We start from the raw sequence: 23,821 nt of genomic DNA on the forward strand, positions 1-23,821 counted from the left end.
GATAGTCCCGGCAGGCCGCGTCCGTGGCGAACCACGCCAGGAACTCACCCACCGACCGCGGGTAGTCCCGGCCGCCTCGTAGCGGGATCATAGGTCGAGCCTAGTCCGGTTAAGTGGAGAGCCCTAACCTCGGAAACGAATACCTGACCCATCTAGTGCTCTCCTCATTGAGTTGGTGACTGCCGTGGTGGGGTGAAGCTGGTGGCTCGGCGCCGTCACGGTGCGCTGATGCGATGCGGTCAGGTGACCTCAGGAGCTGCTGGTGTTGCCCTGCAGGCTGCCGAACGAGTGCATGGGGGCGATGTCCGCGGCGCGCGCCCGGGCTGCGGCGGCAGCCTCGTCGTCGGCCGCGAACGTTGCCGCGGTCTCCGCCTCCACCCGGGAGCGGTAGGCCGACACCTCGTGCTCCTGACGCTCGGCTTCCCAGCCGAGAACACCGGCGGCGATGTCGGCGATCTCAGGGAGCGCGGGCAGGCCCTGCTGCTTGACCTCATAGACCAGCCGGGTGCGCCGGCACATCAGGTCCTCCAGGTGCAGCACCCCCTCGTGCGAGCAGGCGTAGGAGATCTCGGCCCGCAGATAGGCAGGCGCCTCCTCCAGCGGCCGGGCGAGCGACTCGTCCTGCTCGATCAGCTCGACGAGCTCCTCCATCAGCGATCCGTAGCGGTGCAGCAGGTGGTCGACCATCATGTCGGACCAGCCGAAGCGTCGCTGCAGCGCCGGCATCCGGCGGCGCATCGCTCCCTCGCCGACGGCGCCGAGCAGGGGGATCTCGTCGGTCAGGCAGGACAGCTCCTCCGCCTGGTTGCCCAGCGCGAAGTCGACGGCGTCCTTGGCCATGACCCGGTAGGTCGTCAGCTTGCCGCCGCCGATGACCGTCAGGCCGGGGATGGGGCTGGCGACCGTGTGCTCCCGGCTGACCTTCGAGGAGCTGGTGCCCTCCTTGGTCCCGGGCTGCAGCAACGGCCGCAGTCCGGCATACCAGCCGGTCACGTCGTCCCGGGTCAGGGTGATGTTGAGCACGGAGTTGGCGTGCTCCAGCACGTAGTCGATGTCGGCCGCGGTGGCCACGGGGTTCTGCCGGTCCAGATCCCACGACGTGTCGGTGGTGCCGATGATCCAGTAGCGCGACCAGGGGATGAAGAACAGCACCGACTTCTCGGTCTGGATCAGCATGCCGGAGGTGCCTTGCAGCCGGTCGCGGGGGACGATCAGGTGGATCCCCTTGGAGGCCAGGACGTCGAGACCACCCTCGGTGTCGGCAAGCTGCTCGACGTCCTCGGTCCACACCCCGGTGCAGTTGATGATGTGCCGAGCACGGCAGGTGATCTGCTCACCGGTCTCCAGGTCCTCCACGACCGCCCCGGTGGCGCGCCCGGACTCGTCCTTGGTGATCTGCACCACCTGGGTCCGGCTGGCGGCCCGTGCACCGTAGGAGACGGCCGTGCGGACCAGGGTGGCGACCAGACGGGCGTCGTCGACGGTGGCGTCGTAGTACTGCACCGCACCGATGGCGCTGTCGTGGTTGAGGTCGGGGAACTCCTTCTTCAGGCCCTTGCGGGTGCGGTGCTTGTGGATCGGCAGGGCGCGCCGGCCCGGCATGATGTTGGCCAGCGCGTCGTAGAGCGTGACGCCCGCGCCGTAGTAGGCGCGCTGCCAGACCCGGTGCTCCAGCGGGATCAGGAACGGCATGGCTTTGACCAGATGCGGTGCCAGCTTGGACAGCAGCAGGCCGCGCTCCGTCAGTGCCTCGTGCACCAGCTTGAAGTCCAGCATCTGCAGGTAGCGCAACCCGCCGTGCACCAGCTTGGTCGACCACTGAGAGGTGCCCGAGGCCCAGTCCTGGGCTTCGACGACGACGGTGGACAACCCACGGGTCGCCGCGTCCAAGGCGACGCCGGCACCGGTGACCCCACCCCCGATGACCAGCACGTCGATCGGCGGTCCGTCCGCACCGCTCTCGCCGAGCGCTCGCAGGGAATCCTGCCTGGACTGGATGGTCAAGGGCAGTGCGTGCATGAATGGCCTCCTTGCCGGTCGAGCGGGATCCTGGCGCAGGGTCAAGCACGACTTGACCTGGCAAGGGAACTTACCCTGTGACCGCGATCGACAGTCAAGGAGGTCTAGGGCAGGCTGTCGGAATGCTTCTCGGTACCACCGCGACCCGGACGCTGAGCGCGACCGACCGCGAGTGGGCGTTGAGCGTGTGTGCCACCGACCCGGTCCGGCACGTCTTTGTCGCGGCCCGGCTCCAGGACGGGGGGCTCGAGGCTCGGCGCTCGGCCGTGTTCGCCTACGAACGGGACGGGGAGCAGGCCCTGGTCTGGTCCTCGGCCAATGTCGTGCCGGTCGGCGGCAGCGCCACCGCGTTGCGTGCCCTCGCTGCGCGCGTGGTCAAGCGTCGTCGCTACGCCTCCTCGATCCTCGGGCCGTCCGAGCAGGTGCATCAGCTGTGGTCGCTGCTGGCGCCCAGCTGGGGGCCTGCCCGCGAGGTGCGCAGCCGGCAGCCCGTCCTGACCATCGACCGGCCACCTGGCCGGACAGGCGTCGCCGTGGACTCCGCGGTGCGGGTGGCCAGGCCGGACGAGATCGACCTCGTCACTCCCGCCGCCGCGGCCATGTTCACCGAGGAGATCGGCTACCCGCCCTATCGCGGCTCGGACACCGCATACCGGCGCAGCGTCGGCCGGCTGCTGGAGCGCGGGCACACCCTGATCCGGGTGGAGGACGGGCGCGTGGTCTTCAAGGCCGACCTGGGCTCGGTGGCCCTCGGTGTCGCGCAGGTGCAAGGGGTGTGGGTGGACCCGGTATGCCGTGGGCAGGGCCTCGCGGTGCCCGCGATGGCTGCGGTGGTCGAGCACACCCTGCGACACATCGCGCCGACGGTGACGCTCTACGTCAACGACTACAACACCGCGGCTTTGGCGACCTACCGACGGGTCGGCTTCCAGGACACCGGGATGTTCAGCACCATCCTGCTGTGACCGCTCGGCCCGGTCGCCTACAGCAGCAGCTCAGGTCAGGTGACGGTGCAGGAAGGTCCACGGCAGCGCGTGCCACAGGGCGAACTGCTCGGCGGTGGAGGCCCCGCCGTGACCTCCCTCGGTCTGCTCCCAGTAGGTGACCTCGCGCCCGGACGAGCGCAACAGCGCGGCCATCTTGCGGGCGTGGCCGGGGTGCACCCGGTCGTCCTTGCTCGTCGTGGCGAGGTAGGTCGGTGGCGTGGGGCGGTCGGTGTCGAAGCGGTGATACGGCGAGAAGGTCTGCAGGAACGCCCAGTCGTCCGGGTCGTCGGGGTCGCCGTACTCGGCCATCCACGACGCCCCGGCCAGCAGGTGGGGGTAGCGCCGCATGTCCAGCAGCGGCACCTGGCACACGACGGCACCGAAGTCCTCGGGGTAGCCGGTCACCATGTTGCCCACGAGCAGCCCGCCGTTGGAGCGGCCGGTACAGCCCAGGTGCGGCACCGAGGTCACCCCGCGTGCCACGAGGTCCCGGGCGACGGCGGCGAAGTCCTCGTAGGCGCGGTGCCGCCGCTCGCGCAGCGCACCCTGGTGCCAGGCCGGCCCGAACTCGCCGCCACCGCGGATGCCGGCCACGACATACACGCCGCCGCGGGCGAGCCACGCCCGGCCCAGGATCGGGTCGTAGGCGGGGGTGAGCGGGATCTCGAAGCCACCGTAGCCGTGCAGCACGGTGGGAGTCGTGCCGTCGAGCGGCAGGGCTGCGGGCCCGACCTGGAAGTAGGGCACCTGCGTCCCGTCCGTCGAGGTCGCCCAGTGTTGGCTGACCTCCAGCCCCGAGGCGTCAAAGCGCTCCGGCGCACTCTTGAGCACCTCGACCGACCCGTCACCGGACCCCGTGCCGAGGTGGGCAACGGACAGGGTCATGGGTGTCGTCCACGTCGTGGTGACCATCCACAGGTCGTCGCTCACCTCGTCGTCGACGGCAGCGACACTGACCGTGGCCAGGTCGGACGTGCCGGTGTCCAGCGGGTGCTCGTGCCATCCCTGCTCGCCGGGACGGCAGACCCACACCTCGTGCCGCACGTCGCGCAGCACGGTCAGGACCAGATGGTTGCGGGTCCACGTCCAGTCCGTCAGCGCGGTGTGAGGATCCGGGGTGAAGACCGGGTGCAGATCGCGCTCGCCGGCCAGGAACCGGTCCAGCTCGATCACCAATACAGACCCCGCCCGGTATGTCGTGCGCTCGCCGCCGTCGCCGGCCTCCTCACGCCGCCCCGCGCCCACCTCCCAGTCGTGCCGCAGGTGCACGGTCAGCCATTCGCGGTGCAGGTCGACCTCAGCCGACTCCGGCACCTCGATCGGGGTGGCGGCGCTGCCGTTTTGACCGGTCGACAGCAACAGCGTGCGGCTGCGATAGAACGCGAACGCCTGCTGCACGACGTCGCGCTGGAAGCCCGCGGTCGGGTCGTGGGAGGCGGCCACGAGCAGGTCCTCGGCGTCCCCCGCATACACCTGCGGCGCGTCGGCCAAGGCGGTGCCGCGGCGCCACCGGCGCACGGTGCGGGGGTAGCCGGACCGGGTCATCGAGCGGGGACCGACGTCGGTCATCGCGAACACCGTGTCCCGGTCGATCCAGGACAGCGACCCCTTGGACTCCTCGCGGACGAAGCCGCCCGAGCCGCCGGTGACGAACTCGCGAGTGGCCAGGTCGAACTCACGGGTGACGTCGGCGTCCGAGCCGCCCCGGGACAGGGCCACCAGGGCCCGGTCGTGGTCGGGGCGCAGGATCCGTGCACCGTGCCACACCCACGTCTCGCCCTCCGCCTCACCGAGGGCGTCGAGGTCCAGCAGCACCTCCCAGTCCGGCTGGGCCGTGCGATAGGACGCCCAGCTGGTGCGCCGCCATACCCCGCGGGGGTGGTCGGTGTCGGTCCACAGGTTGTAGAGGTGCTCGCCCACCTGGGCAACCATGGGGATCCGGTCCCGGGCCTCCAGGGCATCCTGGATGCCGGAGCGCAGGTCCTCGAAGAGGGAATCGGCGCGCAGGTCGGTCTCGGCCTCGGCGCTGCGGTCCCGGACCCAGGCCATCGCCTGGGCCCCGTCCGCATCCTCCAGCCATGCATGCGGGTCTACGGTCACCAGCCCACTCCATCACGCCGGCGTCGACACCGGGGTCACCCGGGCCCCGTCATCGAGCACGACACCACCCGACTTGCCATCCCCATGGCCTCTCGATGCCCTAGTCTCCATTCAGGTGGTCCAGCCTGGCCCGGGTCGCCCGCATCCAATGTCGAATGCCCGAGGAGGTCCCGGAGCGTATGGCCGACATCGTCCGCCGCCTGCCGAAGTGGGCCGAACTGGCGCCGATGGTGCAGCTCGAGCGGCCCCGGCTGCGTCACAGGGCGCACCAGGTCCAGCAGGCCGCAACCGTGGCCGACCTGCGGACCCTCGCCGCCCGACGAGTGCCCCGGGCCGTGTTCGACTACACCGACGGCGGTGCAGAGGCCGAGCTGAGTCTGCGGCGCGCCCGAGCGGCCTACGACGATGTCGAGTCCACCCCAGGGTGTTGCGTGGCCTGAGCGAGATCGACACCTCCACCACGCTGTGGGGGCGCCGCGCGGCGCTGCCGCTGGGACTCGCGCCCGCCGGCTTCACCCGGATGATGCACCATGAGGGCGAGCTCGCCGTCGTGCGCGCGGCGAGGGCGGCTGGTGTCCCCTACACCCTGTCGACCATGGGGACCGTGTCGGTGGAGGAGATGGCCCGGGAAGCGCCGGATGCGGAGCGTTGGTTCCAGCTCTACCTGTGGCGCGATCGCGCCCAGTCGACCGAGCTGGTGCAGCGGGCTGCGGCTGCCGGATACCGCACCCTGATGCTCACGGCCGACACTCCCGTGGCCGGACGTCGGCTGCGAGATGTCCGCAACGGTCTGACCATTCCCCCGGCCCTGCGGCTGCGCACGCTGGCCGACATGAGCATGCACCCGCGCTGGTGGGCCAACCTGCTGACCACCGACCTTCTTGAGTTCGCGTCGCTGCGCGAGAGCGGCGGCACGGTCGCGGACCTCGTCGACCGCATGTTCGACGCGACGATCACCGTCGACGACCTGGGGTGGCTGCGCGAGGTGTGGCCGGGCCGCATCCTGGTCAAGGGGGTGCTCAGCCCGCACGACGCGCGGGAGTTCGTGGCGGCCGGGGCCGACGGGGTCGTGGTGTCCAACCACGGTGGACGTCAGCTGGACCGCGCGGTGGCTCCGCTCGTGGCCCTGCCCGAGATCGTGCAGGCGATCGGCTCCCGAGCTGCGGTGCTGATCGACGGCGGGGTCAGCGACGGCGCTGACATCGTGGCGGCGGTTGTCCGCCTTCGTCACCGCAGGTGCCGTCGCTGGTCTCTACGGCACCCTCTGGGCCTACTTCGTGCGCCTGATCGCCCCCCAGGACTTCGGCTTCACCACTGCCATCGACGGACTGGTCACGGCGGTGGTGGGCGGTTCCACCGTATTCATCGGCCCGGTGCTGGGCAGCGGGTTCCTCACCATGGTGCCGGAGGTGCAGCGCGCGGCCGGCATCGACGCGGGGTGGATCCGGCCCTTCCTGGCCAGCTTGCTGCTGCTCGTGGTGATCCTGTTCCTTCCGGGCGGGCTGGCCAGTCTCATCCCGCGCAGGGTGACGATGGCCGCCAGCGGGGAGGCCCATGCGGACAGCGGACACGCCGGCTTGGCGCAGCGGGTCCACCCCGTTCCCGGCGAGCCGGTCATCACGTTGCGCGGGGTGGACAAGGACTACGGCGGAGTGCACGCCGTCCGCGAGGTCGACCTGGCCGTCACCGGCAGCGAGATCGTCGGGCTGATCGGTCCCAACGGGGCCGGCAAGACCACCCTTGTCAACATGATCAGCGGGCTGGTCCCGGCCACGTCCGGGACGATCGAGGTGCTCGGCGTGCAGCCTGGGCAGACCTCGGTGCACCGGGTCGCCGCCGCCGGGGTGAGCCGCACCTTCCAGCACTCCAAGCTCTTCCCTCGGCTCTCGGCGCTGGACAACGCCCTCGTGGGTGCTCACCTGGTGAGCCGGCCCACGTTCATCCGACGCCTGCTGTGGTTGCCCTCAGCGCGACGCGACGAGCAGCAGTCGCTGCAGCACGCCGCCCGGTGCCTGGACCGCGTCGGACTGGCGGAGAAGTCCGCCGTCACCGCCTCGGCGCTGTCCTACGGAGACCAGCGACGCCTGGAGATCGCGCGTGCCCTCGCGGCCGACCCCTCTTTGCTGATCTTGGACGAGCCCGCTGCGGGCATGAACCACGTCGAGGCCCAGGCCCTGTCCACCTTGATCGCCTCCCTGGCGGACGACGGGTTGACCGTGCTGCTGATCGAGCACAACGTCGGCATGGTCATGCAGACGTGCAGCAGAATCGTGGTCCTCAACTTCGGTGAGGTGATCGCGGCCGGGACCCCGGAGGAGATCGCAGACGACCCAGCGGTGGTCGAGGCCTACCTGGGCAGCGCCGAGGACGAGGAGGCCCGGTGAGCACACCGATTCTGCAGGTCGAGCATCTCGCCGTCTCCTACGGGCGGGTGGAGGCGGTGCACGACGTGTCGTTCGAGGCGGCAGAGGGCTCGCTGATCACCCTGGTGGGAGCCAACGGGGCAGGCAAGACCTCGGTGATCAACGCGGTCAGCGGCATCCTGCGGCCGAGCGCGGGCACGATCCGCTTCGACGGGCAGGACATCACCCGCACGCCCTCGCACCGGCTGGTCAAGCAGGGCCTGGTGCAGGTGCCCGAGGGGCGCTAGGTGCTGGGCACCATGACCATCGCCGAGAACCTGCAGCTGGGGGGTTGGCACTCCGGAGGTGGTCGCATCAACGAGGTCTACGAGCGCTTCCCCGTTCTCGCGCAACGACGAACGCTTCCGGCGGGGTCGCTGTCCGGAGGGGAGCAGCAGATGCTGGCCATCGGGCGGGCGCTCGTGGCCGGACCACGCCTGATCCTGCTCGACGAGCCGTCGATGGGCCTGGCGCCGAAGGTCGTCGATGAGGTGTTCGCCGTCATCCAGCAGATCCGGACCGCCGGGACCACGGTGGTCCTGGTCGAGCAGAACGCCCGCCGGGCGCTGCGGGCAGCCGATCACGGCTATGTCCTGAGCAGTGGCGAGGTGGCCCACTCCGGTCCGGCGAAGGATCTGTTGGCCGACGACCGGGTCGTGCAGGCATACCTCGGCACGGACTGAGGACCGGGACAGGCCTGCCGCGCCACGGCCGGAGCTGTGAAACGTCCCCGGCCACTCTGCCGTTACAGTCCGGACATGGCGTATGACGTGCAGGCAGTGCGAGCGGCGTTCCCCGCGCTGGACCAGGGCATCGCGTTCTTCGACGGGCCGGGCGGCTCGCAGACCCCCACCTCGGTCGCCGAGGCCGTTGCGAACACCATGACCTCGGGCATCTCCAACCGCGGCGACGTCACCGCCAGCGAGCGCCGCGCGGAGTGGGTCGTCAAGCAGGCACGAGCGGCGATGGGCGACCTGCTGGGCACCGACCCGGGGGGAGTTGTCTTCGGGCGCAGTATGACGGCGCTCACCTACGACCTGGCCCGCACCCTGAGCCGAGGCTGGGGGCCCGGGGACGAGGTCGTCGTCACCTCGCTGGACCACGACGCCAACATCCGGCCGTGGGTGCAGGCCGCCGAGGCGGTGGGTGCCGGCGTGCGCTGGGCGCACTTCGACGCCGACACCGGGCGGCTGCCGGTCGAGGCGGTGCAGGAGCAGCTGAGCGAGCGCACCCGGCTGGTGGCCGTCACCGCCGCCTCGAACGTCATCGGCACCCGGCCCGACGTCCCTGCCATCGCCGCCGCCGCGCACGCGGTGGGTGCGCTCGTGCATGTGGACGCGGTGCACCTGGCTCCGCACGCGCCGCTCGACCGGGCGAGGCTGGGCGCCGACGTGATCGCGTGCTCGCCCTACAAGTTCTTCGGGCCGCACTGCGGGGTGCAGGCCGCCGACCCCGTGCTGCTGGAGACGCTCCACCCGGCCAAGCTGGCGCCGTCCACCGACCGGGTGCCCGAGCGGTTCGAGCTGGGGACGCTGCCCTATGAGCTGCTGGCCGGCACGACCGCAGCGGTGGACTTCATCGCCGGTCTGGACCCCGAGGCCACCGGCGACCGCCGCGCCCGCATCGCCGCGTCGCTGGCCGCGGCCACCGAGCACGAGGACTCCCTGCGCGGCCGGCTGGAGGCACGACTGCAGGAGGTCGACGGCTTGGTCTCCTACTCGCGGGCCGGGGACCGGACACCGACGGTGTACTTCACCGTCGAGGGCATCGAGTCGTTGCGGTTGAGCCGACACGTGGCCGCCGAGGGGGTCAACGCCCCGTGCAGCAACTTCTACGCGATCGAGGCCTCCCGGCGGTTGGGCCTCGGCGATGGTGGTGCGGTTCGCGCCGGCATCTCGGCCTACACGGACGACGACGACGTCGACCGCCTGGTTGACGCCCTGCACGACGCCGTCGCCGAGCTGCGCTGCTGAGGCGGGCTCGCACTTCGGCGAAGCCCCGTCATCGAGCGGCTCAGTGCAGCAGGGACTTGATCGCGATGAGGGCCAACTCCAGAGCCAGGCTGACCGCGACGTAGAGCAGCATCTCCGCGGTGCGCAGCCCGGACCGGCGGCCGGCGAGCAGGGCCCAACCCGCCAGCAGGGCCATCGTGGCCCACAACCCGGCCAGCACCGCCGAGTTGTCCGACAGGCCCAGCGCAGCGCAGCGGACGATGACCGCCAGCGGCCCGAACGACACCGCCACCAGCGGCCACTCCTGCTCCATCACGTGGCGCAGCTGGCCGGGGCGGGTCGGCACTCGGGTCCGAATGCGATCCCCGACCATCTCGGCGTAGATGTGGGCGAGCCAGTAGACGACCTGGGTGAGCAGGACCAGCTCGGCGGTCACCGAGGACCCTGCACATTTGCCAGCAGGCGGGCAGGTTAGCCCACGCCCGAGACGGGATATCCTGCCGCGGACACCCGCACGCCCGTGTGCGACGACTTACCCGAGATCAAGGAGTGCCCCCGTGGCCCTGCGCATGTCGACCCTGTTCCTGCGGACCCTGCGCGAGGACCCGGTCGACGCAGAGCTGCCGGGGCACCGGCTGCTGTTGCGGGCCGGCTACGTCCGCCGCGCCGCGCCCGGTGTCTACAGCTGGCTGCCGCTCGGACTGCGGGTGCTGCGCAAGGTAGAGACGATCGTGCGCGCGGAGATGGACGCGATCGGCGGCCAGGAGCTGAGCTTCCCCGCGCTGCTGCCCCGGGAGCCCTACGAGGCGACCGGGCGGTGGACCGAGTACGGCCCCAACGTCTTCCGACTGGTCGACCGCAAGGGCGCCGACATGCTGCTCGGCCCCACCCACGAGGAGATGTTCACCCTCGCCGTCAAGGACATGTACTCCTCCTACAAGGAGCTCCCGCTCACGCTCTACCAGATCCAGACCAAGTACCGCGACGAGGCCCGTCCCCGCGCCGGGCTGCTGCGCGGCCGCGAGTTCATCATGAAGGACTCCTACTCCTTCGACATCGATGACGCCGGGCTGGCGGCGGCCTACGAGCGGCACCGCGCGGCCTACGTGCGGATCTTCGACCGGCTCGGGTTCGAGTACGTCATGGTGCACGCCGACTCCGGCGCGATGGGCGGCTCGGCCAGCGAGGAGTTCCTGGCCGTCAGCCCGCACGGCGAGGACACCTTCGTGCGCTGCCAGGCCAGCGGGTATGCCGCCAACGTCGAGGCGGTCGTGGTGCCGCAGGCCGAGCCGGTCGACGCGGCGCAGACGCCTGCCGCGCACGTCGAGGACACCCCCGACACGCCTACCATCGCCACCCTGGTCGCGGCCGCCAACGCCGACCACCCCCGGGCAGACGGCCGGGAGTGGACCGCCGCGGACACCCTCAAGAACGTCGTCGTGATGCTGGCCCACCCGGACGGCACCCGTGGGCCGCTGGCCATCGGCGTCCCCGGCGACCGTGAGGTCGACGCCAAGCGGCTGGAGGCGGCCGTGGCCCCGGCAGCTGTCGAGCCCTTCGAGGAGAAGGACTTCGCCGTCAACCCGGCGCTGGCCAAGGGCTACATCGGTCCCGGCGTGCTCGGCAAGGACAAAGCCTCCGGCATTCGCTACCTGCTCGACCCCTCCATCGCGCAGGGCTCGGCCTGGGTCACCGGGGCCGACGAGCACGGCAGGCACGTCTTCGACCTGGTGCTCGGCCGCGACTTCACCGCCGACGGGACCATCCAGGCCGCCGAGATCAAGGAGGGCGACCCCAGCCCCGACGGGGGCGGCCCGCTGACCCTGGCCCGCGGCATCGAGATGGGTCACATCTTCCAGCTGGGTCGTAAGTATGCCGACGCGCTGGGCCTGCAGGTGCTCGACGAGCACGGCAAGCTGGTCACCGTCACGATGGGCTCCTACGGCGTCGGCGTCAGCCGGGCCGTGGCCGCGGTCGCCGAGGGCACCCTGGACGAGATCGGGCTGTGCTGGCCGCGCGAGCTGGCCCCGGCCGACGTGCACGTGGTCGCCACCGGCAAGGACCCTGCGGTCTTCGAGGCCGCCGCGGACCTGGTGGAACAGCTGGAGCACCGTGGTGTCGAGGTGATCTACGACGACCGGCCCAAGGTGTCCCCGGGTGTGAAGTTCAAGGACGCCGAGCTGATCGGCGTGCCCACCATCGTGGTGGTGGGGCGCGGTCTGGCCGATGGGGTCATCGAGATCAAGGACCGGCGCACCGGGGCGCGCCGCGAGGTCGCGGTGGACGAGGCCGTCCCGGAGGTGCTGCTGGAGATCGGCCAGGGGCGGGCGGGCTGATGCAGCCCGTCGAGGCGGTCATCTTCGACTGGGGCGGCACGCTGACCCCCTGGCACACGGTGGACCTGCGCGCCCAGTGGCGCAGCACGTATGCGGCGCACGCGCACCCCGGGGACGACGCGGCGGCCGAGACGCTCACCGAAGCGCTGCTGGCCGCCGAGGCACACATGTGGGGTCTGGGTCGCGAGCAGCATCAGCACCGCAGCGCCCGGCTCGCCGACGTCTTGCGGCACGCCATCCACGCCTCCGGGCTCGACGGCGAGACACTGCATACCCCGCAGGTGAGCGCCGCATACGAGGACTTCTGGGAGCCGCACACCTGGACCGACCCGCAGGTGCTGCCGCTGTGGTCATGGCTGCGTGGACAGGGTCTGGGCGTCGGGGTGCTGTCCAACACCCTCTGGAGCCGGGACTACCACCGCGGCATCTTCGCCCGGGACGGTGTCCTGGACCTCATCGACGGCGACGTCTACTCCAGTGAGATCGACGTGGTCAAGCCGCACGCGGACGCCTTCCGCGCCGTCGCGGCTGCCGTCGGTGTGCCGCCGCAGCGCTGCGTCTACGTCGGCGACCGGATCTACGAGGACGTGCACGGCCCGCAGCAGGTCGGCATGCGCGCCGTCCACATCCCGCACAGCGACATCCCCGCCTCGCAGCACGTCGCGGTCGAGGCCACCCCGGACGCGGTGGCCCACCAGCTGGCCGACATCGCCGGCATCGTGCGCGGCTGGCAGGTCGAGGCGAGCGGCGGGTGATCGAGGACCTGTCGCCGTGGCTGCTGGCGGCCATGGCGCTGGCCGGCTTCGCCGCCGGGTGGATCGACGCCGTGGTCGGCGGGGGAGGGCTGATCCAGCTCCCGGCGTTGCTGATCGGCTTCCCGCAGGCCAGCCCGGTGCAGCTGCTGGCCACCAACAAGCTGGGCTCGATCTGCGGGACGACCACCAGCTCGATCACCTACTTCCGACGGGTCCGGCCAGACCTGCGCACTGCGCTGCCGATGGCCGGCTTCGCCTTCGCGGGGAGCCTGGGCGGGGCCGCGATCGGCTCGGTCATCCCCCGGGCGGCCTTCAACCCGATGATCCTCATCGTCCTGGTCGCCGTCGGTGGCTACACCCTGGCCAAGCCGAGCATGGGCCGGGTGGCCGCGCTGCGGTTCACCGGCCGGCGCCACCACGTGGTCGCCGGTGTCGTGGGGTTCGCGATCGGCGTCTACGACGGAGCCCTGGGCCCAGGCACGGGGTCCTTCCTGGTTTTCGCCCTGGTGGGGCTGTTGGGCTACGGGTTCCTCCAGGCCAGCGCGAAGGCCAAGATCGCCAACCTGACCACCAACCTGGCGGCGCTGCTGGTGTTCATCCCGCAAGGCGCGGTGCTGTGGCAGGTCGGTCTGGTGATGGGGGCCTGCAACGTGCTCGGCAGCTACCTGGGGGCCCGCGCCGCCGTCCGGTGGGGGGACGGTTTCGTGCGGGTGGTGTTCGTCGTCCTGGTCACGGCGTTCACGCTCAAGATCGGCTACGACACCCTCGCCCAGCTCGAGGGCTGAGCCGAGTCGGCAGCGTGCCTGCTCAGGGCATCGGTCGAGCATCGCAGGCATTGGGACCGAGGAGCTGCACGGCACCGACCGTGCGGCGGTAGGTGGCGCTGTCCGGTGGGACCGGCCGCACCACATGGCCGTCGAGGTCCACGCGGGTGGGCTGGTAGCGCGCGGTCGAGCGCACTGCGCCGTCGCTGGTGCGCGTGAGGACGATCCGGGCGACCATTCCCTCCTGTGTCTCGGTGACCAGGTTGGCTCCTGTCGTGTCGGGGGACTGGTTGGACAAGAAGTTGCCCAGCCCGTAGAAGACGTATCTCCCGTTGACCTTCTCGCACGGCTGCACGACGTGGACCTGCGTGCCCAGGATCAGGTCGACGTCCCCGGAGTCGAGCAGCTCGCGTGCCAGCGAGCGCTGCTGCTCGGTGGGCTCGGTCAGGTACTCCTGACCCCAGTGCATGCTCACCACGACGAAGGCGGCACCCTCTGCTCGTGCCCTGGCGGCGTCGTCGAGGATGCCGCCGGCGCCGATCGCCGGCCACAGGTTGCGCTCCAGCCACGGCGCCTTCCCGGGCACCACCGTGGTCGGGGACCCGTCGTTGGGGTAGGTGTAGGTGTAGGCCAAGTGCGCCACCTGGGTGCCGCGCACGTCATACGTCTCGGGTATGCCGGCCCGCTCCCTGTCTGCAGTCGGGCCCGCATAGCCCAGGCCTGCCTCGCGCACGATCCTCTCGGTCTCGGCCAGCCCCGACAGTCCGCGGTCCATGGTGTGGTTGGAGGCGAACTCACACCCGTCCCACCCTGCACCGGCGACCGCGTCGGCCAGCTCGTGGGGTGCGTTGAAGGTGAACACCCCGGTCCGGCTCAGCTCGGTGTTGTCCGGGGAGAGCGGGGTCTCCAGATGGCACAGGCTCAGGTCGGGCTCCCGGAGCAGATCGTTGACCTCGGCAAACATGGGGGAGAAGTCGTAGGCGGTGCCCTCCGTGTTGGCCGAGGCGCTGTCGATCACGCTCTCGTGAGCCAGCAGATCGCCGGTGGCGCCGATGGTCACCCGCGCCTCGCCAGCCGGCGACCCGGTGGTGGGTGCGCTCTCGGGGGAGGGCCGCACCGTGGGCGCCGCGGTGCGGGGTGCCTGGTCCGCGGAGGGTTCGGCGGTGCTCGCGTCCTGCGCGGTCACCAGGGGTGGTTCACTCGCCGCCTCGGGGCTGCCCGCTGAGTGGTCGTCCTGACTCGATCCGGCGCAGGCGACCAGCAGCAACGCCAGCAGGCTGACCGCCCCCACCGCTGCTCGGCTCATCTGTTCACCCTAGGGACGCTGGCCTGCGCCCAGCCGGTGCCGCGCCACGGATGCTCGAAGGGCCGCCGGTGCGCTGACCGGGAGGTCGCAGAGCGTGCCGCGGCAGACGTAGGCGGCAGGTGCGCCGTCGACGGGCCCACGCGAGGCCAACAGCGGCACGCCCTCGTCGTCTCCCTCGCCCTGCACCACGACGATCCCCGGGCCGAGGTCCGTCGCGGCGGCCAGCAGATCCTGAGCCCGATCGGTCCGTCCGCCGTGGGCCACGACCACCTGGACCGGTCCGGCGCTCAGGTCCTCGGCGGCACGCAGGAGCCACCCGGCGAACCGCGGAGCGCGGCGCGCCAGATCGCCCAGAGCGTCCACCGCCTCGCGGGCGCGCTGCAGGTGCTCGGCCGACCCGGCGGCAGCGCCATAGCGGACACCGGCGGTGGCCAGGGCGGAGTGGCCGCACGGCTCGGCGTTGTCACCGCTGGACACCGGGCGAAGCACCAGCTCCTCGGCGTCGTCGGCGGTGTCGTGGAAGCCACCGTCCGGCGCGCCGAAGCGGGCCAGCGCATCTGCCAACAGGCTCCCGGCCGCCTCCAGCCAGCGGGGTTCGCCGGTCACGGTATGCAGCACGCTGAGGGCTTCGATCAGGTTGCCGTGGTCCTCGGCCACCCCCTCGGCTGCTCCCACCACGCCGTCGCGCGACGTGCGCCGCAACCTGCCGTCGACCAGGTGGGTCCGCAACAGCAGGTCGGCGCACTCCTGCGCCGCCTCGACCCAGGTGGGCTCCCCGCATAACGCTCCGGCGCGGGCCAGGCTGGAGACCAGCAGCGCGTTCCAGGCGGTGACCACCTTGTCGTCCCGGCCCGGCTGGGGGCGGGTGTCGCGGGCCGCGAGCAGCCGCAGGCGCGCATCTTCCCACCACGCCGGGTCCTCGGGATCCTGTGGCAGGCGCAGGGTGGACGTGCCGTGCTCGAAGCTGCCCTGCTCGTCGACCTGCAGCAGCGCGGCGGCGCGGGCGCCGTCGGCCGGGCCCAGCACGTCGGCGAGCTGCGCCGGCGTCCACGCGTAGGTCGCGCCCTCGACCCCCTCGGTGTCGGCGTCCAGAGAGGAGGCGAAGCCGCCCTGTGCGGTGCGCATCTCCCGCAGCAGCCAGCCGACGGTGTCGCGCACCACCCGCTGCGCCAGGGCACGGTCGGGCCCGTCCGCGGACGCCAGCACCTCCGCATACACCCCGAGCAGCAGCGCGTTGTCGTAGAGCATCTTCTCGAAGTGCGGCACCACCCAGCCCGCGTCGACGGCATAGCGGGCGAACCCGCCGCCGAGCTGGTCGTAGGTCCCGCTGCGGGCCATCGCGCGCACCGTGCCCAGCAGCATCTCCCGGGCCTGGGCGTCGCCGGTCCGGGCGTGGTGGCGGTGCAGGAAGGACAGCACCATCGAGGGCGGGAACTTCGGTGCACCCCCGAACCCGCCGTTCCGGGAGTCGTAGTCGCGTGCCAGCGCGGTCACCGCCGCGCTCAGCATCTCGTCGTCGACCGGGTGCCGGCCGCCGCTGCGTGTCTGAGCCTGTTGCAGCGCCTGCACCACGTGGGCGCCCCCCTCCCGCAGCTCGGTCTCCCGGTCTGCCCAGCCCTGCACGGCCGCGTCCAGCAGCGCCAGAAACTGCTGTCGGGGCAGGTAGGTGCCGCACCAGAATGGCTGCCCCTCGGGCGTGAGCAGGCAGGTCATCGGCCAGCCGCCGTGCCCCGTCATCGCGGTGGTGGCGCTCATGTAGACCGCGTCGACGTCGGGCCGCTCCTCCCGGTCGACCTTGATCGCCACGAACCCCTTCGACAGCACGTCGGCGACCTGCTCGTCCTCGAACGACTCGTGTGCCATGACGTGGCACCAGTGGCACGCGGCATACCCGACCGAGAGCAGCACCGGCACGTTGCGCCGCCTCGCCTCCGCGAAGGCATCCTCGCCCCACTCCCACCAGTCCACCGGGTTGTCGGCATGCTGGCGCAGGTAGGGGGAGAGCGAGTCTGCGAGTCGGTTCATCGAGCCACTCGGACCGTTCTGATCTCCGCCCCAAGTCCCCCACCACCGGGCAGCAAGCACGGATCAACCATGCCCGGACCCGGCGACATCATTGAGCAGGCCATCCAACGTCTCGACGAGGCCGCTCACCTTGGTCGTCGCGGCCTCCCCAACGATCTCGTCGTCGATCACGGCATATCCGTGGGTCAGGACATTGCGGAAGGCAACAATTCTCGGCAGGTGCGGTACTCCGACCGCCACGTCCGGATCAGTGTGGCTCAGCCCGTTCAGCGCTTCACCGATGATCTCGAACTGCCGCTCGACTGCAGACTTCAACAGGGGATCACGGAGGTAGTCCGCCAGAACGTGGCCAGTGACGGACTGCTGGATAAGGCCAGCAGCGCGTTGAGCGTCCCCGATAAAAGCGAGGGACTTAGGCCGCATAGAGTTGCTCGGCAGTGGCTTCGACGGAGGCCGCGATGTAGGGGTTCTCCATGGCCGACGGCATCACCAGGTCGACTCGACGTCCGACGAGGGCTTCCAACGCTTCCTTCAAGCCGAAGCGGGCATCGAACCCTGCCGCGGAGCTGTCGGTGAACTCCACGAGAAAGTCGACGTCGCTGCGGCATTCATCGAAGCGATCCGTCATCGCAGAACCGAAGACGGACAGCCGGCGCACGTCGAAATGACGGCAGAGATCTGCGAGCGTCTCGCGATCCATGACAACCATCGCCACTCCTCGTCCTCGGCTCAGATCTATGATCGCACGTTCGGACCTGCACGCGTAGCGGCCACCTCGCTACCCGCCATCGGGCCACACACCGGGTTGTCGGCGTGCTGGCGCAGGTAGGGGGAGAGCGAGTCCGCGAGTCGGTTGGCCACGAGCACCACCCTGCCAGTCGGACTTCGCTCAGTCCTGCGGCGCAACCTCTGGTGCGTTGCGGCGAAAGGGCAATATGGTGTCCGGAACGAGAGGACGGATGATGAGCCAGACCAGAGCCCCGATCGTGGTGGGGTATGACGCATCGTCCAGTGCCAGGGACGCCGTGGACTGGGCGGCCCACGAGGCCGAGGGCAGAAGGCTGCCCCTTGTGGTGCTCTTCGCCTGGGGCCGGGCGCAGCCGCGCGCCACGGAGCTCGTCGGGCGACATGTCGCGGTGGAGGTCGCTGCCGACGCGGTCGCCGCCGCCGGTCGTGACCGGGCCCTGGCCCTTGCCCCGGGCCTGGAGGTGCGGACCCGGACCAGTGACCAGGGTGCCGCCGAGGCCGTGCAGAAGCTGTCCGGCGAGGCGGCCATGATCGTGCTCGGCGACCGGCACCAGCGGCGGCTCTCCGGAGACTCCGGCTCGGTGGTCCCCGCGGTGGCTGCCCACGCCGAGTGCCCGGTGGTGTTCGTGCCCGCCGGGAGCGAGGTGCTGCCGGGCCGCCGCAAGCCGGTCGTCGTCGGGATTGACGGGTCGCAGGGCAGCGACACCGCAGTGCGCTGGGCTGCCGACCTCGCGGCGCGGACCCGCGCCGAGCTGGTCCTGGCTGCGGCCTGGCAGGCGCCGTCCGCAGACCACTGGACCCGGGTCTACCTCGGCGACGAGGACTGGCATCACGTCGAGGTCGAAGGAGCTCGGCACGGGGCGCACGATCACGTCAGCCACGCACGGGGCGTGGTCAGCCGGGAGCAGCCGGGTTTGAAGTTCCGCGAGCACGTGCAGCAGACTCCGGCTGCCACGATGCTGGCGCAGCTGTCGTTGGCTGCGGCGCTGGTCGTGGTCGGCGCCCGCGGGGAGGGGGGCCTGAGCAAGCTGCGGCTCGGGTCGGTGGGGCGCAACGTGATCAACCGCTCCCAGTGCCCGGTGGCCATCCTGCGCTGAGGGCAGCCTCGCCTGGACCGGGGAGGCGGTCCACACTGGAGTCATGCCGACGTCCGCTGCACCACCCGTGCTCCTGCCGATCCGCCCGCAGGGGCCACCGCTGCGCGGACCCGCGATCATGAGCCAGCATTGGTGCGACCTGGCCTTCCTGCACTGGCGGATCGCCCCGGAGCTGGTGGCGGTGCACCTGCCCCCCGGTGTCCGCCCCGACGAGTTCGACGGCTCGGCATGGGTAGGGCTCATCCCGTTCCGGATGGTCGACGCCGGCCCCGGTCGGGGTCACCCGGTGCCGTGGCTGGGGACCTTCTGGGAGAGCAACGTGCGGGTCTACACCACCGACGACGCCGGGCGGCGCGGCGTCACCTTCCTGTCCCTGGAGACCGAGCGCGCCGCCGTGGTCCTCGGGGCGCGCGGGGTGTTCAACGTGCCCTACTACTGGGCCCGGATGGGCGGCTCGCGCGGCGGCAGCGCCCCTGGGGTGCACTCGGTGCGGGACTACTGGACGACGCGGCTGGCCACGCACCGGTCCCGTCCGGCCTCTGGGGTGTCGCTGCAGATCAGGGAGCGGCTCGCCGAGCCGGGGCCGCTGGAGCACTTCCTGACCGCCCGCTTCGGCCTGCACACCCGGGTGCTGGGACAAACCCTGTGGGTGCCCAACACACACGGCCCCTGGCCCCTGCACTCCGCGCGCGTCACCCGGCTGGAGGATCAGCTGGTCCGGGCCAGCGGTCTGCCGGACCTGCCGGCGCGGACCCCCCCGGACTCGGTGCTGTGGTCTCCGGGCGTCTACACCGAGTTCGGGCTGCCGCAGCGGGTGTGAGAGCTGTGGGAGTCCCGCATCGGGTGTGAGCTGCACGACCCGGCATCAGCTGGGCAGCATGGCCTTGAGCACCGTGACGCACACCGTCACCTCCGCCGGCACCTGCGGCCCAGGAGCGCGCAGCAGCCACAGCGCGTTGCCCAGCATCCGCGTGATCGTGCACGCCCGGGCCAGATCCGCGTCCCGTCGGGCGTGGTCGCAGACCGTCTCGAGTCGCTGCTGCAGGTGCGCCCGAGGGTGACCCGAGCCCACCACCTCCGGCCACCGGTTCCACAGCGCCGGAGCGACCGCGAACTCCGGGATGGCCGCCATCGGCTTGGGGTCGATCACCACCCATTGGCCGGTGGTCGGCCGGTGCAGCACATTCTGTCCGTGCAGGTCGGTGTGCACCAGCCGGGCGTCCACGCCAGGCCGGGCGGCAAGCTCGGTGCACAACGCGCGCCCCTGGACGAGCAGCCGCCGGGGCAGGAGTCGACCAACCCCGGCGGCCGGGCCGGCCATCGCCTCGTCCACTCGCACGCTGAGGCGTTCCAGGTGGGTTGAGAGGGGGTCGAGCTGGGGCAGCGCAGGCCGGTCCAGCGTGCGCAGCAGTCCCCCGACTACCCGACCGGAGTCCTCGACGCTCAACCGGTCGAGGTCCTGGTCGGGATCCACCCGCTCGAGCAGCAGGGCGCCCCGGGACGGGTCGGCGGCCAGCAGCCGGACGGCTCCCGCACCCGCCCAGGCCCGCAGGGCCAGGTGCTCGTGGGCAGCCTCTCGATGCGGCCACCCGACCTTCAGTGCCGCAGTCGACTCGTCCGCTCGACGCACCGGCAGGACCACGGCATTGCGACCCCAGCGGGTCGGGCCGTCCGTCCGCAGCTCCCACGCTGCAAGAGCCTCGGTCACCAAGCGGGGGAGGCGGTCGAGCCAGTCCCGGCCCGACGGCATGCCCGGATCGGGTGGGTGCCGGCTGACCTCGCTGGCGAACCCAGCAGGTATGTCGGCGCTGGTCCAGCCGGTCACGGCACGGTCATCCCGGGGAAGCCGGTGACGGGAAGCCCGAACGGGTGCCCGAGCCGGGTCACCTCGGCGAGCAGCCGGACGGAGCCGTTGATCCCGGCGGAGTCCCCGGTCAGCCCTGCGGTGCCCACGACCACTGCGGCCGGCAGCGGCGCCAGCGCCTGAGTCACCAGCCTGGCACGCTGGGCGGGGGTGGACAGCGGCTCGGGCAGTCCGTAGCCCAGCGGCGCCGCCGGCGCGGCCGGCCCGGCGAGCTCAGTGACTTGCCGGGTCAGCCCGCCCAGGGAGGCCAGCACGCTCTCGAAGCGCCCCCGCTCTTCCCCCGATGCGCGTGCGGCAACGACCTCCAGGGTGTAGACCGCCGGACGCAACGCGGCGAGCAGACCGACGGTGCGGGCCCCCGCAGGGCCGCTGAGGGTCGGCCAGCTGATCCGGCCGCCCAACAGCAGGGCGGCGGCGGCCCGCTCGCCGTGCAGCGAGACCAGCATCGGCAGGTTGGCCGCCGAGGCTCCGGACAGGGGTCGCAGACGCTCGGGTGTGGCGTCGTCCGACACGGCGGTGACCAACGCCGCGACGCGCTCGGCGCGCGGCAGGACCGGCGCTGCTGCGGCGGTCGAGCTCGCCGCGGTGTCAGCGGGGAGGGGCGATGACGTCGCCGAGGCGCCGGCCTCGGGCAGCTCGGACGGCGTGCCCGGGTCCACCCCGGCAGCCCGCAGCAGCCGGGCCAGGACATCGGCCTGCTGACCGTGCGCCATCTGCACCTCCCGCAGCAGCCCGGACTGCGGTCCGGGCCCCAGATCGCGACCCAAGGACACCAGGTGCCGGGCGTGTTGCAGCACTGCGAGCAACAGCTCCACGTCGGCTGGGCGCGACGGAATCGGTCGACCGGCCGCATCGGTCGGGCCGACCTGCTCGTCGTCACCGCTCTGACTCTCGCACGCCACCAGCCCACCGGCGCTCGAGCAGGCGAGTGCCGTCAGCAGCGCGCGGCGGGACCACGAGGCGGACATGCCCGGATCATCTCAGAGAGGCTCGGCGCCGAGGCCGGAGCGACTAGAGTGGGCGTCGCGACACGCCGGGCCGACTGCCCGCCCCGTCCGCATCGACAGGAGAAGAGAGGCAGGTCAGGCATGCACACCCCGACCCGGGCCGACGCCATCAGGGACCAGTTGGCCCAGGAGCTCCGCGGCAGCGCACTGGTCGTCGAGGACGTGCGGATCCAGCCCGCCGGCAAGCGCCGCCTGGTCCGGGTCACCGTCGCACGGGACGTCGAGGAGCTGCTGTGCAGCGATCCCACACATCCGGCGGACCCGGTGGGTCCCCAGCAGCCGGTGGCGCCGCCGAGTCTCGACGAGGTCGCGACCGCCTCGCGGACGGTGGCAGAGATTCTCGAGCGCAGCGACCTGATGGGTGCCGCGCCCTACACCCTGGAGGTCAGCTCGCCGGGGGCAGACCAGCCGCTGAGCACGCCTGCCCAGTTCCGGCGCAATGTCGGCCGGTTGCTCACCCTGACCTACGCCGACGGGACGAGCACGTCGGCACGACTGCTCGCGGCCGCAACCCAGGGGGTGCGCCTGTCCACCGCCCCGCAGGAGCTGGTCGACTACGACCGTGTGGAGCGTGCCAGGGTCGAGATCGAGTTCAGCCGACCCGACTCCGGAGAGGGCAACTGATGGACATCGACATGGCCATGCTGCGGGGGATCGCCGCCGAGCGCGAGATCTCGCTCGACGTGCTGGTGCGAGCGATCGAGCAGGCGACGCACAGTGCCTACGAGCGGGTCGAGGGCCATCACACCCACTCCCGGGTGGAGCTGGACCGCAAGAGCGGTCACGTGACCGTCTGGGCCCGAGAGCTCGGTGAGATCGACGCCGACGGGTTGCGCGGCGAGCCCGGGGCAGAGTTCGACGACACGCCGGAGGGCTTCGGCAGGGTCGCTGCGGCGACCGCCCGCCAGGTGATCCTGCAGCGGATGCGCGAGATCGAGGACGACGCCGTCCTCGGCGACTTCCGGGACAAGGAGGGCGAGATCGTGTCCGGGGTGATCCAGCAGTCCAGCAACCCGCGTGTCGTGCTGGTCGACCTGGGTGCCGTCGAGGGGGAGCTGACCAGCGCGGAGCAGGTCCCCGGCGAGGAGTACCGGCACGGACAGCGGCTGCGCTGCTACGTCGTCAGCGTGAAGCGGGGTCCTCGTGGTCCACAGATCGCGTTGTCCCGCACGCACCCCAACCTGGTCCGCAAGCTCTTTGCGTTGGAGGCACCGGAGATCGCCGACGGATCGGTCGAGATCATGGCCCTGGCCAGGGAGGCAGGTCATCGCACCAAGATCGCGGTGCGGGCCACGGTGTCGGGCATCAACCCGAAGGGCGCGTGCATCGGCCCGATGGGCCAGCGGGTCCGGGCGGTGATGGCCGAGCTTCAGGGAGAGAAGATCGACATCGTCGACTTCTCCGACGATGCCGCCTCGTTCGTGGCCTCGGCGCTCTCCCCGTCCCGGGTGCTCTCCGCCACGGTGGTCGACGAGGCTGGTCGTCAGGTGCGCGTCGTCGTCCCGGACTATCAGCTCTCGCTGGCGATCGGGCGCGAGGGCCAGAACGCTCGACTGGCCAACAAGCTGACCGGCTGGCGCATCGACATCCAGCCGGACACCGAGCCCGGGCCCTGAGCCTGTAGACTTCTGGTGTCTGTTCGTCGACGACGTCAGCCTTCCACCACACCGCGCGCGACCTTCGTGGCGCCGGTGCGCATGTGTGTGGGGTGTCGGCGGCGCGAGGTTCAGGCGGCACTGCTGCGCGTCGTCGCGGTGGCCCCCCCGTCCGGGACCGCGTTCTGGAGGGTGGAGCCCGACCCCCGGCGGCGTGCTCAAGGTCGAGGTGCCTATGTGCATCCCGACCTTGGCTGTGTCCGGTCCGCTGACCGGCGCCGGGCGTTCCAGCGGGCGCTGCGTCTCGGCAGCCCGCCGGACATCGGTCCGCTGCGCAGCTGGCTGGAGCAGCAGGCAGGAGTGACCCGCCCCACCGGGGTGGACGGCATACCCGGTCGGACCATGAGGTCCGGCCGCCACACGGGCGGAGCCTGAGGGCTCTGTCATCGAGGAACCGGAAGCGGGTTTGACGCTGATGAGCACCCGATGAGTACTCAGCGATGAGCACCCACCAGCAATAGCCACGGCTGTGCCCGCACGCGGGCTCGAGCCGTGGCCTGACAAGTAGGAGAAACGTGGCCAAGGTTCGGGTCTATGAGCTCGCCAAAGAGCTCGGGGTCGAGAGCAAAGAGCTCCTCGCCCACCTCAAGCAACAGGGAGAGTTCGTCCGGTCGGCGTCGTCGACGATCGAGCCGCCCGTCGTCCGCAAGATTCGCGAGAACCCACCGGAGTCCGCCGTGAAGGCGGCGCCGGCCAAGGATGCCTCCAGCAACGGAGCAGGTACCCCTGCCTCCGCTGGGCAGCGCGGCCCGACCTCGGGTCAGCCGGCCCGCAGCGGGGCACCGCGCCCCGGCGCCGCTGCCCCC

Annotated in this window: 22 protein-coding genes and 2 pseudogenes; 15 read left to right on the forward strand and 9 right to left on the reverse strand. The window is 71.4% G+C overall.

The genetic code is table 11. From position 1 onward, the window contains the following. Positions 1 to 249: 249 nt before the first annotated feature. Complete coding sequence (locus ACR2FV_RS04100; protein ID WP_434014426.1) at positions 250 to 2,019, reverse strand: glycerol-3-phosphate dehydrogenase/oxidase; 1,770 nt, start codon at positions 2,017 to 2,019, stop codon at positions 250 to 252. 122 nt (positions 2,020 to 2,141) lie between these two features. Here ACR2FV_RS04100 and ACR2FV_RS04105 point away from each other — a divergent pair, with 122 nt between their 5' ends. Beyond that, positions 2,142 to 2,984, forward strand: a complete 843-nt coding sequence (locus ACR2FV_RS04105; RefSeq protein ID WP_434014427.1) for a GNAT family N-acetyltransferase — start codon at positions 2,142 to 2,144, stop codon at positions 2,982 to 2,984. 30 nt (positions 2,985 to 3,014) lie between these two features. Here ACR2FV_RS04105 and ACR2FV_RS04110 read toward each other — a convergent pair whose 3' ends face one another. Next, on the reverse strand, positions 3,015 to 5,105 hold the full coding sequence (locus tag ACR2FV_RS04110) for a prolyl oligopeptidase family serine peptidase (protein ID WP_434014428.1): 2,091 nt from the start codon (positions 5,103 to 5,105) through the stop codon (positions 3,015 to 3,017). Between the two features lie 179 nt (positions 5,106 to 5,284). On the opposite strand from ACR2FV_RS04110, the gene ACR2FV_RS04115 reads away from it, so the two are divergent. The 5 genes and pseudogenes from ACR2FV_RS04115 to ACR2FV_RS04135 all read left to right on the forward strand — a co-directional run bounded on the left by ACR2FV_RS04115 (position 5,285) and on the right by ACR2FV_RS04135 (position 9,480). Next, positions 5,285 to 5,545, forward strand: a complete 261-nt coding sequence (locus ACR2FV_RS04115; RefSeq protein WP_434014429.1) for a hypothetical protein — start codon at positions 5,285 to 5,287, stop codon at positions 5,543 to 5,545. Next, positions 5,530 to 6,261 (forward strand): annotated as a pseudogene (locus ACR2FV_RS04120) (alpha-hydroxy acid oxidase); the annotation flags it as partial. The gene ACR2FV_RS04115 and the pseudogene ACR2FV_RS04120, both read left to right, overlap by 16 nt. Positions 6,262 to 6,319: 58 nt before the next feature. Beyond that, positions 6,320 to 7,489: an ATP-binding cassette domain-containing protein gene (locus tag ACR2FV_RS04125; protein WP_434014430.1), complete on the forward strand. Its 1,170-nt coding sequence runs from the start codon at positions 6,320 to 6,322 to the stop codon at positions 7,487 to 7,489. 65 nt (positions 7,490 to 7,554) lie between these two features. After that, positions 7,555 to 8,190, forward strand: a pseudogene (locus tag ACR2FV_RS04130) (ABC transporter ATP-binding protein). Positions 8,191 to 8,265: 75 nt separating this feature from the next. Beyond that, positions 8,266 to 9,480, forward strand: coding sequence for a cysteine desulfurase-like protein (locus tag ACR2FV_RS04135; protein WP_434014431.1), 1,215 nt, complete (start codon positions 8,266 to 8,268; stop codon positions 9,478 to 9,480). 40 nt (positions 9,481 to 9,520) lie between these two features. On the opposite strand, the gene ACR2FV_RS04140 is transcribed toward ACR2FV_RS04135, so the two are convergent. Then, a complete protein-coding gene (locus tag ACR2FV_RS04140) occupies positions 9,521 to 9,895 on the reverse strand; it encodes a hypothetical protein (RefSeq protein WP_434014432.1) in 375 nt (124 codons plus the stop codon). A gap of 121 nt (positions 9,896 to 10,016) precedes the next feature. Here ACR2FV_RS04140 and ACR2FV_RS04145 point away from each other — a divergent pair, with 121 nt between their 5' ends. The 3 genes from ACR2FV_RS04145 to ACR2FV_RS04155 are packed head-to-tail and all read left to right on the forward strand — an operon-like array spanning position 10,017 to position 13,335. Continuing rightward, positions 10,017 to 11,795 (forward strand): proline--tRNA ligase, encoded by a 1,779-nt coding sequence (locus tag ACR2FV_RS04145; RefSeq protein ID WP_434014433.1) that lies wholly within the window; start codon positions 10,017 to 10,019, stop codon positions 11,793 to 11,795. Further along, positions 11,795 to 12,550, forward strand: a complete 756-nt coding sequence (locus ACR2FV_RS04150; RefSeq protein ID WP_434014434.1) for an HAD family hydrolase — start codon at positions 11,795 to 11,797, stop codon at positions 12,548 to 12,550. Before ACR2FV_RS04145 ends, ACR2FV_RS04150 begins: the two co-directional genes overlap by 1 nt. Before the next feature lie 32 nt (positions 12,551 to 12,582). Beyond that, the gene (locus ACR2FV_RS04155) at positions 12,583 to 13,335 is read left to right on the forward strand and encodes a sulfite exporter TauE/SafE family protein (RefSeq protein ID WP_434014447.1); all 753 of its coding nucleotides are present in this window, start codon (positions 12,583 to 12,585) and stop codon (positions 13,333 to 13,335) included. 22 nt (positions 13,336 to 13,357) lie between these two features. Here ACR2FV_RS04155 and ACR2FV_RS04160 read toward each other — a convergent pair whose 3' ends face one another. The 4 genes from ACR2FV_RS04160 to ACR2FV_RS04175 all read right to left on the reverse strand — a co-directional run bounded on the left by ACR2FV_RS04160 (position 13,358) and on the right by ACR2FV_RS04175 (position 17,354). Continuing rightward, the gene (locus ACR2FV_RS04160; RefSeq protein ID WP_434014435.1) at positions 13,358 to 14,620 is read right to left on the reverse strand and encodes a CapA family protein; all 1,263 of its coding nucleotides are present in this window, start codon (positions 14,618 to 14,620) and stop codon (positions 13,358 to 13,360) included. A gap of 9 nt (positions 14,621 to 14,629) precedes the next feature. Further along, the gene (locus tag ACR2FV_RS04165; protein ID WP_434014436.1) at positions 14,630 to 16,645 is read right to left on the reverse strand and encodes a thioredoxin domain-containing protein; all 2,016 of its coding nucleotides are present in this window, start codon (positions 16,643 to 16,645) and stop codon (positions 14,630 to 14,632) included. A gap of 63 nt (positions 16,646 to 16,708) precedes the next feature. Next, a complete protein-coding gene (locus ACR2FV_RS04170) occupies positions 16,709 to 17,068 on the reverse strand; it encodes a HepT-like ribonuclease domain-containing protein (RefSeq protein WP_434014437.1) in 360 nt (119 codons plus the stop codon). Further along, complete coding sequence (locus ACR2FV_RS04175; protein WP_434014438.1) at positions 17,058 to 17,354, reverse strand: nucleotidyltransferase family protein; 297 nt, start codon at positions 17,352 to 17,354, stop codon at positions 17,058 to 17,060. Before ACR2FV_RS04175 ends, ACR2FV_RS04170 begins: the two co-directional genes overlap by 11 nt. Positions 17,355 to 17,607: 253 nt before the next feature. Between ACR2FV_RS04175 and ACR2FV_RS04180 the strand changes: the two genes are divergently transcribed. After that, positions 17,608 to 18,489 (forward strand): universal stress protein, encoded by an 882-nt coding sequence (locus ACR2FV_RS04180; protein WP_434014439.1) that lies wholly within the window; start codon positions 17,608 to 17,610, stop codon positions 18,487 to 18,489. 43 nt (positions 18,490 to 18,532) lie between these two features. Continuing rightward, entirely contained in the window at positions 18,533 to 19,309 is a 777-nt protein-coding gene (locus tag ACR2FV_RS04185) for a YqjF family protein (RefSeq protein WP_434014440.1), read from the forward strand. A 45-nt stretch (positions 19,310 to 19,354) separates the two neighbouring features. Here the strand turns inward: ACR2FV_RS04185 and ACR2FV_RS04190 are convergent, their stop codons facing one another. Further along, complete coding sequence (locus ACR2FV_RS04190) at positions 19,355 to 20,314, reverse strand: aminoglycoside phosphotransferase family protein (protein ID WP_434014441.1); 960 nt, start codon at positions 20,312 to 20,314, stop codon at positions 19,355 to 19,357. After that, positions 20,311 to 21,321 (reverse strand): hypothetical protein, encoded by a 1,011-nt coding sequence (locus tag ACR2FV_RS04195; RefSeq protein WP_434014442.1) that lies wholly within the window; start codon positions 21,319 to 21,321, stop codon positions 20,311 to 20,313. The genes ACR2FV_RS04190 and ACR2FV_RS04195 overlap by 4 nt, the downstream gene beginning before the upstream one ends. 120 nt (positions 21,322 to 21,441) lie before the next feature. Between ACR2FV_RS04195 and rimP the strand changes: the two genes are divergently transcribed. The 4 genes from rimP to ACR2FV_RS04215 form a co-directional block, all read left to right on the forward strand. Then, positions 21,442 to 21,984 (forward strand): ribosome maturation factor RimP, encoded by a 543-nt coding sequence (gene rimP, locus ACR2FV_RS04200; RefSeq protein WP_434014443.1) that lies wholly within the window; start codon positions 21,442 to 21,444, stop codon positions 21,982 to 21,984. Continuing rightward, complete coding sequence (gene nusA, locus ACR2FV_RS04205; RefSeq protein ID WP_434014444.1) at positions 21,984 to 22,976, forward strand: transcription termination factor NusA; 993 nt, start codon at positions 21,984 to 21,986, stop codon at positions 22,974 to 22,976. Before rimP ends, nusA begins: the two co-directional genes overlap by 1 nt. 81 nt (positions 22,977 to 23,057) lie before the next feature. After that, positions 23,058 to 23,390, forward strand: coding sequence for a YlxR family protein (locus ACR2FV_RS04210; RefSeq protein WP_434014448.1), 333 nt, complete (start codon positions 23,058 to 23,060; stop codon positions 23,388 to 23,390). 140 nt (positions 23,391 to 23,530) lie between these two features. After that, a partial coding sequence (locus tag ACR2FV_RS04215; protein ID WP_434014446.1) for a translation initiation factor IF-2 N-terminal domain-containing protein occupies positions 23,531 to 23,821 on the forward strand: 291 nt, incomplete at its 3' end.

This window comes from Ornithinimicrobium sp. (assembly GCF_051004135.1).
Classification (GTDB): Bacteria; Actinomycetota; Actinomycetes; order Actinomycetales; family Dermatophilaceae; genus Ornithinicoccus.

Excerpts from the sequence above, each read along its gene's own strand:
- ACR2FV_RS04100 (WP_434014426.1), bottom strand. The coding sequence starts at position 2,019 with ATGCACGCACTGCCCTTGACCATCCAGTCCAGGCAGGATTCCCTGCGA.
- ACR2FV_RS04180 (WP_434014439.1), top strand. The coding sequence starts at position 17,608 with ATGAGCCAGACCAGAGCCCCGATCGTGGTGGGGTATGACGCATCGTCC.
- ACR2FV_RS04105 (WP_434014427.1), top strand. The coding sequence starts at position 2,142 with ATGCTTCTCGGTACCACCGCGACCCGGACGCTGAGCGCGACCGACCGC.
- ACR2FV_RS04155 (WP_434014447.1), top strand. The coding sequence starts at position 12,583 with ATGGCGCTGGCCGGCTTCGCCGCCGGGTGGATCGACGCCGTGGTCGGC.
- ACR2FV_RS04195 (WP_434014442.1), bottom strand. The coding sequence starts at position 21,321 with ATGTCCGCCTCGTGGTCCCGCCGCGCGCTGCTGACGGCACTCGCCTGC.
- ACR2FV_RS04150 (WP_434014434.1), top strand. The coding sequence starts at position 11,795 with ATGCAGCCCGTCGAGGCGGTCATCTTCGACTGGGGCGGCACGCTGACC.
- ACR2FV_RS04170 (WP_434014437.1), bottom strand. The coding sequence starts at position 17,068 with ATGCGGCCTAAGTCCCTCGCTTTTATCGGGGACGCTCAACGCGCTGCT.
- ACR2FV_RS04210 (WP_434014448.1), top strand. The coding sequence starts at position 23,058 with ATGTGTGTGGGGTGTCGGCGGCGCGAGGTTCAGGCGGCACTGCTGCGC.
- nusA (WP_434014444.1), top strand. The coding sequence starts at position 21,984 with ATGGACATCGACATGGCCATGCTGCGGGGGATCGCCGCCGAGCGCGAG.
- ACR2FV_RS04135 (WP_434014431.1), top strand. The coding sequence starts at position 8,266 with ATGGCGTATGACGTGCAGGCAGTGCGAGCGGCGTTCCCCGCGCTGGAC.
- ACR2FV_RS04115 (WP_434014429.1), top strand. The coding sequence starts at position 5,285 with ATGGCCGACATCGTCCGCCGCCTGCCGAAGTGGGCCGAACTGGCGCCG.
- ACR2FV_RS04175 (WP_434014438.1), bottom strand. The coding sequence starts at position 17,354 with ATGGTTGTCATGGATCGCGAGACGCTCGCAGATCTCTGCCGTCATTTC.
- ACR2FV_RS04160 (WP_434014435.1), bottom strand. The coding sequence starts at position 14,620 with ATGAGCCGAGCAGCGGTGGGGGCGGTCAGCCTGCTGGCGTTGCTGCTG.
- ACR2FV_RS04165 (WP_434014436.1), bottom strand. The coding sequence starts at position 16,645 with ATGAACCGACTCGCAGACTCGCTCTCCCCCTACCTGCGCCAGCATGCC.
- rimP (WP_434014443.1), top strand. The coding sequence starts at position 21,442 with ATGCACACCCCGACCCGGGCCGACGCCATCAGGGACCAGTTGGCCCAG.
- ACR2FV_RS04185 (WP_434014440.1), top strand. The coding sequence starts at position 18,533 with ATGCCGACGTCCGCTGCACCACCCGTGCTCCTGCCGATCCGCCCGCAG.